Raw genomic sequence first — 12313 nt, 5'->3', positions numbered from 1 at the left:
CCGTTCACCCATTAAGGAGTGCGCCCTGATACGCGCAATCAGCTACAACCTTCGGGAGCATAAAGCCAGCGGGGAACTGGAATCTCTGGTCGAGGACTACGAGGTCGATCTGCTGTGCCTGCAGGAATGCGACGCGTCGGATCTGCCCGACATCGTCGGTAACCTTCAGATGGCCACCGCCACCAAGGAAAACCGCCTTGGACTCGCGATGTATTACAGCCGGGCCCGGTTCGACATGGTGCGAGCCGACGCATTCTCCCTGAAGAAGTCTCTCCACGACCGGGTGCTCACACCCGCTCACGAGCGACTGATCGGCGCGAAGTTCCTCGACCTGGAGACAGAGAACACGCTCGTCGCCGGCTCCTTTCACGCGGCCCCGTTAACCGCCTTGAACTCGCTGCGCAGGCACCAGATCAACGCCGCGCACGCCGAACTGCTCAGCATGGGGGACGGCTTCGCAACTCTGATGGTCGGCGACTTCAACTACCCGTTCTTCACGCAGAAGCTCACTGCGCACATGAGCGAATCCGGTTACGACCTCTCCCTCAGTGACCGTCGGACCTACACGAGGGGCATGGTGTTCCGCGGGCATTTCGACTTCGCGACGTCACGCGGCCTGGACATCGAGAAGGTCGAGACCCTGCCCCGCGGTGCCTCCGATCATTTGCCGATCCTCGTGCTGGCCGACTACCGGACGAACGGCGATACACCACCCGAGGAAACGGACGTTACTCGCCCAGCAGTTCCCTAACGGCGGGTCGGATCTGCCCTGTTCCGGCTGTGCGAGCCCGGGTGATCCGGAATGTCGGCGGCACATGGTTCGATAGATTCAAAGCCCAGTTCACGGAGGCGCCATGTTCCTGCTCGATCCCACTACCCCCGACGGTGAGCCGGACCTTGTCTTCTCGGCAACGGATCTGGTCAACGCCTCCGTGTGTGAGTACCGGACCCTGCGCACGCTCGATGAGAAGCTGGGACGCAGCGCGAAGCCGCAGTTCGAGGCCGATGAGATGCTCGAGCGCACTGCTCAGCTCGGTGACGTTCACGAGCGGAAGATCCTCGAACAATTCCTCGCCGAGTTCGGAGAGTGGGATCCGGCTCGCCGGCGTGGCGTTTACGACGTCGTACCCGCCGCATCCATGGAACGCTCCCTGCTGGTTCAGAAGCACGAGGAGTCCATCCAGGCCTTACGGAGCGGCGCGAACGTTGTCTTTCAGGCTGCCTTCTTCGACGGGAAGTTCCATGGGAGATCCGATTTCCTCGTCAAGGTTGACGGTGCGTATGCCGTCTGGGACACCAAGCTCGCCCGCCACGCAAAGGTAGGGGCTCTCCTGCAACTCGCGGCGTACGGCGACCAACTGCTGAAAGCGGGCATTGAGCCCGCCCCGCTGGTCACACTGGTGCTCGGTAACGACCAGCACAGTGACCATCGCCTGGCGGACCTTCTACCCGCATACCGGGAGCGGAAGGACCGATTCCTCGACCTGATGGAGCAACATCGGAGCCGGCAGGAGCCTGTGCAGTGGGGCAGCGGATCCCATGTGGCATGCGGGCGGTGTGAGTACTGCCAACTCAAGGTTGAGGAGACTCGGGACCTGCTGTTGGTCGGGCGGATGAGCACCACCCGGCGGGCGAAGCTGCACAAGGCCGGCATCTATACCGTTGACGATCTGGCCTCAATGGACGTTGCCGAGGAAGATGAAAGCCTTCTTGCGCTGCGCGACCAGGCCCGAATGCAGACCGGTGTATGCGACACCGACGGAAGCATCGCATACACGGACAAGCACGGCGGAACGCAAACCCTGAGCTACCGGGTGCTCGAAGACAACAGCCTCGGCAACCTGCCCGTACCCGATGATGGTGACATCTTCTTCGACTTCGAGGGCGATCCGCTTTGGCAGGACCCGCTCACCGGCCGCTGGGGCATTGAGTACCTTTTCGGCGTCGTCGAAAATTCTCCCACGCCCGGTGGTGAGCCGCCGTTCGTTCCGTTCTGGGCACACAACCGCGCCCAGGAACGCCAGGCCTTCGCAAGCTTCCTCGACTACGTAGCCGACCGCCGCCGTCGTTATCCGAACATGCACATTTACCACTACGCGGCCTACGAGAAGACTGCGCTGCGGAACCTTTCGCTTATTCACCTGATCGGTGAGGAAGCGGTGGATACTCTCCTTCGCGATGGTGTGCTCGTTGACCTGTATGAGACGGTGCGCACGAGCCTGCGGATCTCAGACCGCTCGTACAGCATCAAGAAGCTCGAGCCCTTGTATATGGGCAGCAACCTGCGGTCGGGAGACGTGACGGACGCCGGTGCCTCCGTGGTTGCATACGCCCAGTACTGCGAGGCTCGGGACAGTGGGGACGCCGGGCGCGCCGAGGAAATCCTCGCCGGGATCAGCGACTACAACCGGTATGACTGCCTTTCCACCCTTGAACTGCGCAACTGGTTACTCGGCCTCGCTGCTGATCGGAGCATCGGTCTTGCGCAGCCGCAGGAGCCGAAGGTGGACAAGTCAGAACCGCCGTCGGCCGAAGAACGGGTGCTGCTGGATTACGTGGCGTCACTGCCAACTGACCGGGCGCGAACCGATGACGAACAGGCAATCGCCATGGTCGCTGCCGCTGTCGGGTACCACCGTAGGGAGGACAAGCAGTTCTGGTGGGAGCACTTCGACCGCCTGGGCTCCCCCATCGATGACTGGTCAGACACCCGTGACGTATTCATCGTGCGCCACGCGAGCATCAAGCAAGACTGGACAAGGCCAAACGCCCGAAGCAACCACGTCCGGGTCCTGGACGTCTGCGGAATCTCGTCAGAAGGCTCAGACTTCAAGCCCGGAAGCAAGTGGTTCCGCATGTACGGCGAACCACTTCCGGAGGGGCTGGAACCCTTCGATGGGAAGGTCGGCGGCAGGGAGGGCTGGTTCGACACGGAAGTCCTCGACGCTTACGCCGACCGGGACGGCGAGCACCTTATTGTGCGCGAGAAGCTCAAGCGCGGTGGCGAACCGTATAGCCAGACGCCAATAGCGCTGACCCCGGACAGGCCCATCCCCACCACCTCCATTCGGGTTGCCCTGGCCGATCTTGCGCGGCGCGTCGGATTCGCACTTCCTCAGCTTCCGAAGAGTCCGGGGCTCGAGATCCTCCGTAAAGCCCGTCCAAGGCTGACCGGCCGAGCCAGCCTTCCCGAGGTGGTCGACCACGAATACGTTCCGGCGATCACTGCCGCCGTTAAGCTACTCGATCACTCCTATCTTGCCGTCCAGGGGCCGCCCGGCACCGGCAAGACGTACGTAGGCTCCCATGTGATTCGCGCTCTCGTGGCCAGCGGCTGGAAGGTCGGCGTAGTGGCGCAGTCCCATGCCGTCATCGAGCACATGATCGACGCAGCGCTGGAGGCCGGCGTACCCGCCCACCAGATCGCCAAGAGAACCGACAACCCGGAGGCACCCTGGACCCGCAGGACGGACGACGACGTCGCCGCACTTCTCGACGGATCGGAAGGTGCGCTGGTCGGCGGCACGGCATGGACGATGACGGGGAGCAAGGTTCCGCCGGAATCGCTTGATCTACTGGTAATTGATGAGGCGGGCCAGTTCTCGCTCGCCAACACTCTGGCCGTGTCACGGGCAGCAAAGCGGTTACTTCTGCTGGGCGATCCGCAGCAACTGCCTCAGGTGACACAGGCGAACCATCCTGAGCCCGTCGATGAGTCGGCGCTGGGCTGGCTATCGCGGGGAAGCGCGACCCTGCGCCCTGAGCTCGGATACTTCCTCGCCGACAGTTGGCGAATGCACCCGGAACTGTGTGAAGCCGTGTCGCGACTCGCCTATGACGACAAGCTTGAGTCCGCAGTGCTCGCCACCAAGCGGGTTCTCGAGGGAACTCCCGCAGGAGTTGAATGCATCCTGGTCGACCACACAGGGAATTCCAGTGCTTCCTCCGAAGAAGCCGAAGAGGTAGTTCGCCAGGTTCAGCGACACATCGGCCTGCGGTGGGATGACGCCGCCAACGCGCCACGAGCTCTCACCGATGCAGACGTGCTGGTTGTTGCCGCCTATAACGCCCAGGTCCAGATGATCAGGCGGAAGCTCAAAGACGCGGGTCTCACTGGTACTCGCGTTGGAACGGTAGACAAGTTCCAGGGCCAGGAGGCGCCCGTGGTGATTGTCTCCATGGCTTGTTCAGCCGCTTCCGAGGCGCCCCGTGGCATTCAGTTCCTGTTGAACCGAAACCGGATCAACGTGGCCGTTTCCCGAGGGCAGTGGCGTGCGGTCATCATCCGCTCCCCCAGGCTCACGCATCACTTACCGTCGCGCCCTGAGCACTTCGAGGAACTCGGAGCGTTCATCGGTTTGTGCCAACATCAGATTGATCCACTGTGAGCGCTGGAGAAAACACTGCCCCCGCACGAAACCGTGCGGGGGCAGCATTAGAACGACGACGGCGTCACACCACCTCAAGCGCCTCCGCGATCGGTGTCTCGCCGGTGTTGAACTGAATGAACTTCCCGACCGTACCGGGGTTACTCAGGACAGCGGCTGCAACCTGCGCCACGTCTTCACGCGCCACCGAATCCTGCTGCGGCTCACTCGAAACCTCGATCGCTCCCTTACCCGGATCCGTCGTGAGAGCGCCTGGGCCAAGAATCGTCCACGCCAGATCAGTCCCGCGGAGGTACTCGTCCGCCGCAGCCTTCGCCTCCGCATAGTGGAAGAACCCGTTGTCCTCGGGTACGCCATGATCCTTCCGCGCACCCATGTAGGAAACCATCACGTACCGGTCGACCCCGGCCTTCTTGGCCGCATCCATCGAACGGATCGCCGCATCCCGATCGATAGCATATGTGTCCTCCGGGCTGCTTCCGGCAGCTCCCGCCGACCAGACAATTGCGTCCTGACCGCGCACGACGTCTGCCAGCTCGCCGACCGACAACTGCGTCACGTCCGCCACAACGGGCTTCCCGCCTGCCTCTTCAATATCGCCGGACTGGTTCGGATTGCGGATGATCGAACTCACCTCGTGACCGGCACCGGACAGAATTTGCGACAGGTGCAAGGCCACCTTCCCGTGGCCTCCAATGATGGCAACTCGTGACATGACCGCTCCTTTTCGTTGGGTGTCTTGTTCGGCCCAACACCGAAAAGCCGCTTGTCATTCCGGCACCAGAATTGAAGCGGGTACGAAGTCCGAACCCAGCGCTCAGCATTTAAGCAGGATTGCCGCAATTGAGGGCACAGCGCTCAAGCGGTCGAAGAAGCTATTCACGGGGACAAAGTTACAGAGGGAAAGAAGCACATCACCATGGGGGTACTGGACCGCGAGTGGTTCCACAGAGACGACGATCCGCCGTCGACGGGACGAAAGCCGCGAAGGGAACCATCATCGTCCTCTGAACCAGCACAGCCGGGATTCCAGCAATCCCACTCCGGACGCGTGCCGCAATGGGCGCTGGAAGAAGCGCTCAACGAACAGCTCCGCTCCTACGCGGCTGAATCCAGCGGACGACGGCAGCAGCACGCCCGGGTGCCGCGCCGTCGTCGTACGCGGTCCTCCGCTTTCAAACTTCGGATGCGCACGGGCGCTTTGATAGCGTTCGTGATCGCGCTCTATCTGTCGCCGGCTGTCTTCCAACGCGAAATCCTTCCGGATCTGACGCCGAACCTGCCGTGGTCGAACGTTCCACCCCGCGGAGTGGAGGCAGCAGATACTCCACTGGGTACTCCCCCGCCCTCGACGGGGTCTACTCAATACACGCTTTTTCCCCACGGGGACCTCGACCAGGACTTCATCGCCTACGATCCCTGCCGTCCCGTGCACTACGTGGTCCGTCCCGACTTCGCACCTGCGGGCACAGATGGCTTGGTACAGGAAGCGGTTGCCGAAGTGGCTGCAGCGACCGGTCTGACATTCGTTTTCGATGGCCCGACTACCGAAGCTCCCAGTACGGAAGAACGCGACCCCTACCAGCCGGAGCTGTATGGCGAGCGCTGGGCGCCCATCCTGGTGACGTGGACCAGTCCTGCAGAGGTTCCGGAACTCGCTGGTGACGTCGCCGGTTTGGGAGGCAGCGAGATCGCGCAGCGGCCAGGGAAGCCGGTGGTCTATGTCGCTGGCCAGACGATGCTCGATGCACCCGACCTCACCAACATCCTTCAGAATCATCCGAACGGTCGTAACCAGGTGAGGGCCGTCATCGTCCACGAGTTGGCGCACGTGCTCGGGCTGGACCATGTAGCCGATCCGACTCAGCTCATGCACGAGAGCAGCCCCATCTCCGAGTTGGCCGACGGCGATCGTGCCGGTCTCGCGAAGCTCGGCGCTGGACCCTGCGTACCGGAACTCTGAATGGTTCCGCCCCCGACAACGACCGGAGGAACTCCTACGGCGGAGCATCCAGACCGAGCGCCGCTGCCTCCGCCTTCAACGCCTGTCGGATCGCCCCGATAGCCGGATCACCGGCACTCGAGCGACGCGCGGCTGTGAAGATGGTGCGCGTCGGCCTGCCGGGCAGTTCGATCAGGCGTGGCCGGTGCTCTCGCTGCGTCCACACCAGTTGCGGAAGGAACGCGACGGCGATTCCGGACTCCACCAAGCGGACATGAGTTTGCAGGTCTGCACTCTCGTAACGAACATCCGGTTCAAATCCCGCCAGGCGGCACAGCTGCTCCGCCCAGTGCCTGGAGGCAGCTCCACGAGGCTCCATCACCCACGGCAACCCCATCGCATCCTGCAGGTCCTGAACCCGGTGAAAGTCTTCGGGTGCCGCAGTCAGGTCCGTCGGCACCGCCAACCGAATGTCATCACGCGTCAACAGATCCTGATCGAGGCTCTCATAGTGAGGAGCGGCGTGCCCTGGATACTGTTCGGCAACCACCAGGTCGAACTCGCGCGCCCACGTCTCATGCAACGCAGTCTCCGGTTCATGCTGCACCATCTTCACCAGCACCAGTGGATGCGTCTCCCGAAGGGTGCGCAGCATGTTCGGCATGAGGGCAAGTGCCGCCGTCTGGAAAACGGCCACACGCACGGTGCCTGAAACGACCGGCCGGCTGACGGCCAACGCGGCCTCCGCACGCTCAAGTCCTTCGAGTAACTCCTCAGCATGCTCCACCAGGACCAGAGCGTGCGACGTGAGTTGAAGCCGCCTCCCACTCTTGCGGAACAGCGTCACTTTGGCTTCCCGCTCGAGCAGGGAAAGCTGCTGGGAAACCGAGGAAGGACTGTAGCGCAGGGCGGCCGCAACCTCAGCGATAGTTCCACGGATGCTGAGTTCCCTCAGGAGACGCAGCCTCTGAATATCGAGCATCTCAACCATTCGATTTTTCCGAAGCTTAAGTTTCGGAAAACGTTACTTTTCCTAAAAGTGGCGCAGAGTCATACTGAAAGTCAAGCCTCACGCGTTCCTCCAAAGACGTCAGGTCCGTGAAGCTTTCCCGGGACGCTATCCACTCGTGATGGCACCCAAACCAAATACACCCAGACCGAGCCTGAACGGGCAAAGTCAATAACCTTTACCTCACCCGCCCTAGCCCGGCCATGCGCCGAAACGCCATCTTCGAGGAGTACCCCCTATGACCGCAGCAACAGGGACCAGCAGCACCGAGCAGGTCCGCCCCGGTGACCTGGCAGAAGAAGCCGTGTCATTGGTCCGACACTGGTTGTCTGAGGGCGCCAAGGTTCCGGTTGACGCCGCCGCCGCCCAGTTGGCCGGTGTCCTGAAGGACCCGCACGGGCTCGAGTTCACCGTCGGTTTCGTTGACGGCGTCATCCGTCCCGAGGACAAAGCGGTTGCTGCGAGGAACTTGAAGACCCTGGTCCCGAAGGTCCCTTCCTTCCTGCCGTGGTACATGAAGTCAGCCGTCACTGTTGGCGGATATCTGGCTCCGGTGGTTCCCGGCGTCGTCATTCCTATTGCCCGCAAGGTACTGCGGGAAATGGTGGGCCACCTGATCGTGGATGCAACCGAGGCCAAGCTTGGCCGGTCGATCTCCAAGATCAGGCGGGAAGGAATCAGGCTCAATGTGAACCTGCTCGGCGAGGCAATCCTCGGCGAAGGTGAGGCATCGCGCCGGCTCGCGGGCACCCACAAGCTCCTCGCCCGTGAGGACGTGGATTACGTCTCCATCAAGGTCTCCTCCACCGTCGCACCGCACAACCACTGGGCCTTCGACGAAGCGGTCAGCCACATCGTGGAGACGCTTTGTCCGCTGTTCAGGCTTGCGGCCTCATCCTCCCCGCAGAAGTTCATCAACCTTGACATGGAGGAATACAAGGACCTCGCCATGACCGTCGCGGTGTTCACCCGCCTGCTTGAGAAGCCCGAGTTCCACAACCTTGAGGCAGGGATCGTGCTACAGACCTACCTGCCTGACGCTCTCGGCGCCATGATCGGGTTGCAGGAGTGGGCAGCGGCCCGCACCGCGAACGGCGGCGCCCCCATCAAGGTCCGCGTCGTCAAAGGCGCCAACCTTCCCATGGAACAGGTCGACGCCGACCTGCACGGCTGGCCATTGGCAACCTGGGGCACCAAGCAGGACTCCGACACCTCCTACAAGGCGGTCATCGACTACTCACTGACCCCGGAAAGGATCTCGAATGTCCGCATCGGGGTCGCCGGGCACAACCTGTTCGACGTCGCACTGGCCCACCTGCTGGGCAAGGCACGCGGAATCACCTCGGGCATCGAATTCGAGATGCTCCTCGGTATGGCCACCGGTCAGGCTGAAGCAGTCAAGCGCGACGTCGGATCTCTCTTGCTCTACACGCCGGTGGTGCACCCGGCCGAGTTCGACGTCGCAATCGCCTACCTGATCCGCCGCCTCGAAGAAGGCGCGAGCCAGGAAAACTTCATGTCCGCCGTGTTCGAACTGGACAAGAACGAAGCCCTCTTCGAGCGCGAGAAGCAGCGCTTCCTCGCCTCGCTCGCTGCCCTCACCGACACCGTCCCCGGACCCAACCGGATCCAGAACCGCGCCCGGTTCGACGCCGAAGCTGCCCTGACCGAAGTGACTGCGCGCGCCGAGCTCGAAACAGGTGCTCCAGGGTACGGCGGGCCAACCGCCGGCTTCGTGAACACGCCTGACACCGACCCCGACCTGCCCTCGAACCGCGCCTGGGGCCGGGCGATCCTCGACCGGGTTCCCTCTTCCACGCTCGGCGAGGCGACAGCGGACGCCCACGAGCTCAGCAGCAGCGAAGAGCTCGAAACCGTCATCCAGACAGCCCTTGCCCGCGGAACCTCCTGGGGCTCACTGACCGGGGCTGAGCGCGCCGCTGTCCTCCACCGGGCCGGCGTCCGCCTCGAAGCGCGCCGGGCAGAACTGCTCGAAGTCATGGCAGCCGAGTGCGGGAAAACCCTCGACCAGGGCGATCCAGAGGTCTCCGAGGCCATCGACTTCGCCCACTACTACGCCGAGCTGGCCAAGGAACTGGACAACGTCGACGGTGCGAAGTTCGTCCCTTCGAAGCTGACCGTCGTCACTCCGCCGTGGAACTTCCCCGTCGCCATCCCGGCCGGTTCCGTCCTTGCGGGCCTGGCCGCCGGTTCGGCAGTCATCATCAAGCCAGCGCGGCAGGCTCGCCGCTGCGGCGCCGTCATGGTCGAAGCCCTCTGGGAGGCCTTCGACGAAGCAGGGATCGATCGCGATGTGCTGCAGTACGTCCAGGTAACCAAGCGCGAAGTGGGTACCGCACTGGTATCCCACCCGGCCGTTGACCGGCTCATCCTCACAGGCGGCTACGAGACCGCGGAGCTGTTCCGCTCCTTCCGCAAGGACCTGCCCCTGCTCGCGGAAACCAGCGGCAAGAACGCCATCATTGTCACCCCCAGCGCCGACCTTGACCTCGCCGCACGCGACGCCGTGCAGTCCGCGTTCGGGCATGCCGGGCAGAAATGCTCGGCAGCGTCACTGGTCATCCTGGTCGGATCCGTCGCCACCTCGCGGCGGTTCAACCAGCAGCTCCTCGACGCCGCCCGGTCCCTGCACGTCGGGTACCCCGTTGACCCGCGGACCCAAATGGGACCGGTCATCGAACCGGCCAACGGCAAGCTGCTCGACGGACTGACCGAACTCGGCGCCGGAGAGTCCTGGGTGCTCGAACCACGCCAGCTCGACGACAGCGGCAAGCTCTGGAGCCCCGGTGTGCGCACCGGCGTCAAGCGTGGAAGCGAGTACCACAGAACCGAATACTTTGGACCCATCCTGGGCATCATGACCGCTGACACGCTCGAAGAAGCCGTCAGCATGGTCAACGACATTGACTACGGGCTCACATCCGGCCTGCACTCACTGGAGCCCAATGAGCTGAAGTACTGGCTCGACAACGTCCAGGCCGGAAACCTCTACATCAACCGCGGCATCACCGGAGCGATCGTGCGCCGTCAGCCGTTCGGCGGGTGGAAGAAATCCGCAGTCGGCGCAGGCACCAAGGCCGGCGGCCCGAACTACCTGGTCGGCCTCGGCGAATGGAAGGATGCGCCGATCGAGGTAACTCCTGCAGCCACGCTCGCTGCACCGGCGCGGCAGATCATCACCGCAGCCGCCGAAGCGATCAGCACCGGAACCATCACCGCCGCCGATGTGGTCTGGCTCGAATCAGCGCTGGCGTCGGACGCCGTAGCATGGGAGAAGGAATTCGGCGCGGCCCGCGACGTCTCCGGACTCCACGCGGAGCGGAACATCTTCCGCTACCGGCCGCTACCGGCCACCATCCGCTACGAGGCGGCAACGTCCGGACGCGGTCTGGCAGAGCTGCTGCGCGTAGCCTCAGCAGGTGTGACCGCCTGGAACGGGCAACCGGCGCCCAGCGCACTCACAGTGAGCACACCTGAGCCGCTTCCCGATGTCGCGGCACGGGCACTTCGGGACTCCGGGATCGTCATCGTGGCAGAAGGTGCTGAGGCCTGGGCCACACGCGTCCAGCGTTACGCAGCCAAGACGGGACCGGAATCGGGAGTACGTATCCGCCTCATCGGAGCCGCCGCCATTGATACAGCTGAGGCCGCCGACGGCAAGCCCGACGTCGCCATTTACGCCAACGACGTCGTGGCCGCCGGCCGGGTGGAACTGCTCCCTTTCCTGCGGGAGCAGGCAGTCTCCGTCACGGCGCACCGGTTTGGTACCCCGAACAACCTCACCGGAGCTCTGACCTAAAGCATCAGCCGGGTCCGTCCGCTCTGGCACAGTGGATGGACCCGGCGGCACGATCCGTGACATATTAGTTACATAGCACGTTCGAAACCGACAACGAGGTCAGATTCAGCGATGAAGAAGCATTCCCCGCACAAAGTAGTGCACGGCACGAGAACCCACAGGACCCGGCAAGCGAAGACCGGGGAGCACTGCCCCCTCAACGGATGGTGGGCACCCGCGGGCCGGGAAGAAGACGGACGCTTCGTCATGCAGGGAAATATTCTGCCCGCATACGACGGCAGCACCGTCACCTGGACACTGGTCGCAACAAGCTCCGGCTCACGCAGCCCAAAATACGTCCTTCCCCCGGCAGGGGTCTTCATTGACAATTTCTAGCCCGCAGACGTCCCGCGTTGCGGTGCGGAAGTCTTCGCGTGTCAGGCATGCCGGTGACGACGGCTGCTACTTCTGCGACGGCCCGGAAACCGACTGAAGCAGATCAGTGACCGTTCCTGATCCGGAAACCGAGACGGGGCCCGCAGACCTGCAGCATCCCCGTTTCGCCCGCGCTTATGCCCGAGCGGTCGAGGGGATAAACCGCAGGGGCGCGACCGAACACCGGCGTGCACTGCTTCAGGACCTCAGCGGCAAGGTGATTGAGATCGGCGCCGGCGAGGGATCAAACTTCGGGCATTACCTGCGCACAGTCACCGAGGTTCTGGCGGTGGAACCTGATGATCACCTCAGGTCCCTGGCTCGGAGTCGGGCGGCGTCCGCTGCGGTTTCTGTCCGAGTAGTCACGGGAACGGCGGAAAGTATCCCGGCCGCGGACGGCAGCGCCGATGCGGTGGTTGCCAGCCTGGTGCTGTGCAGTGTGTCGGACCAGTCCGCTGCCCTGGCGGAGGCGCGCAGGGTCCTGCGCCCGGGCGGAATGCTGGCCTTCTATGAGCATGTCCGCTCGGAACGTAGGATCCTCGCTGCCGTGGAGGATCTGCTGACGCCACTCTGGCAACGCGTTGCCGGAGGTTGTCACCCCAACCGGAATACCTTGGAGTCGATCATCGCTGCCGGGTTCGAGGTCCGCGATAACGAGCGGTTCGGTTTCTCGGTCCAACCGCTGGCGCCGCCCGTAGCGCACATCCTCGGGCACGCGTTTGCACCCTGACCCGGAACGG

8 protein-coding genes are annotated in these 12313 nt (G+C 63.4%); 6 read left to right on the top strand and 2 right to left on the bottom strand.

Features of this window, described 5'->3' with window-relative positions; translation table 11 throughout:
- The first annotated feature begins 28 nt into the window (after window positions 1-28).
- Complete coding sequence (locus tag AC4D2M_RS12725) at window positions 29-751, top strand: endonuclease/exonuclease/phosphatase family protein (protein WP_490892304.1); 723 nt, start codon at window positions 29-31, stop codon at window positions 749-751.
- 103 nt (window positions 752-854) lie between these two features.
- Window positions 855-4388 (top strand): TM0106 family RecB-like putative nuclease, encoded by a 3534-nt coding sequence (locus AC4D2M_RS12720; RefSeq protein WP_490892254.1) that lies wholly within the window; start codon window positions 855-857, stop codon window positions 4386-4388.
- Between the two features lie 64 nt (window positions 4389-4452).
- Here the strand turns inward: AC4D2M_RS12720 and AC4D2M_RS12715 are convergent, their stop codons facing one another.
- On the bottom strand, window positions 4453-5103 hold the full coding sequence (locus AC4D2M_RS12715) for an SDR family oxidoreductase (protein WP_490892253.1): 651 nt from the start codon (window positions 5101-5103) through the stop codon (window positions 4453-4455).
- 204 nt (window positions 5104-5307) lie between these two features.
- Here AC4D2M_RS12715 and AC4D2M_RS12710 point away from each other — a divergent pair, with 204 nt between their 5' ends.
- Window positions 5308-6351, top strand: coding sequence for a matrixin family metalloprotease (locus AC4D2M_RS12710; protein WP_490892252.1), 1044 nt, complete (start codon window positions 5308-5310; stop codon window positions 6349-6351).
- A gap of 34 nt (window positions 6352-6385) precedes the next feature.
- Here the strand turns inward: AC4D2M_RS12710 and AC4D2M_RS12705 are convergent, their stop codons facing one another.
- Window positions 6386-7312, bottom strand: a complete 927-nt coding sequence (locus AC4D2M_RS12705; RefSeq protein WP_490892251.1) for a LysR family transcriptional regulator — start codon at window positions 7310-7312, stop codon at window positions 6386-6388.
- Between the two features lie 265 nt (window positions 7313-7577).
- Here AC4D2M_RS12705 and AC4D2M_RS12700 point away from each other — a divergent pair, with 265 nt between their 5' ends.
- The 3 genes from AC4D2M_RS12700 to AC4D2M_RS12690 all read left to right on the top strand — a co-directional run bounded on the left by AC4D2M_RS12700 (window position 7578) and on the right by AC4D2M_RS12690 (window position 12303).
- Window positions 7578-11159, top strand: a complete 3582-nt coding sequence (locus AC4D2M_RS12700) for a proline dehydrogenase family protein (RefSeq protein WP_490892250.1) — start codon at window positions 7578-7580, stop codon at window positions 11157-11159.
- Window positions 11160-11270: 111 nt separating this feature from the next.
- The gene (locus AC4D2M_RS12695) at window positions 11271-11534 is read left to right on the top strand and encodes a hypothetical protein (RefSeq protein ID WP_490892249.1); all 264 of its coding nucleotides are present in this window, start codon (window positions 11271-11273) and stop codon (window positions 11532-11534) included.
- Window positions 11535-11640: 106 nt separating this feature from the next.
- A complete protein-coding gene (locus AC4D2M_RS12690; RefSeq protein WP_490892248.1) occupies window positions 11641-12303 on the top strand; it encodes a class I SAM-dependent methyltransferase in 663 nt (220 codons plus the stop codon).
- The last annotated feature ends 10 nt before the right edge of the window (window positions 12304-12313 follow it).

Source organism: Arthrobacter sp. TJ-270, assembly GCF_058269075.1.
The sequence above is the reverse complement of the archived record's forward strand: the minus strand, read 5'-3'. Positions and strand labels throughout refer to the sequence as shown.

Coding starts and splice junctions, on each gene's coding strand:
- AC4D2M_RS12720 (WP_490892254.1), top strand. CDS start 855: ATGTTCCTGCTCGATCCCACTACCCCCGACGGTGAGCCGGACCTTGTC.
- AC4D2M_RS12695 (WP_490892249.1), top strand. CDS start 11,271: ATGAAGAAGCATTCCCCGCACAAAGTAGTGCACGGCACGAGAACCCAC.
- AC4D2M_RS12700 (WP_490892250.1), top strand. CDS start 7,578: ATGACCGCAGCAACAGGGACCAGCAGCACCGAGCAGGTCCGCCCCGGT.
- AC4D2M_RS12710 (WP_490892252.1), top strand. CDS start 5,308: ATGGGGGTACTGGACCGCGAGTGGTTCCACAGAGACGACGATCCGCCG.
- AC4D2M_RS12715 (WP_490892253.1), bottom strand. CDS start 5,103: ATGTCACGAGTTGCCATCATTGGAGGCCACGGGAAGGTGGCCTTGCAC.
- AC4D2M_RS12705 (WP_490892251.1), bottom strand. CDS start 7,312: ATGCTCGATATTCAGAGGCTGCGTCTCCTGAGGGAACTCAGCATCCGT.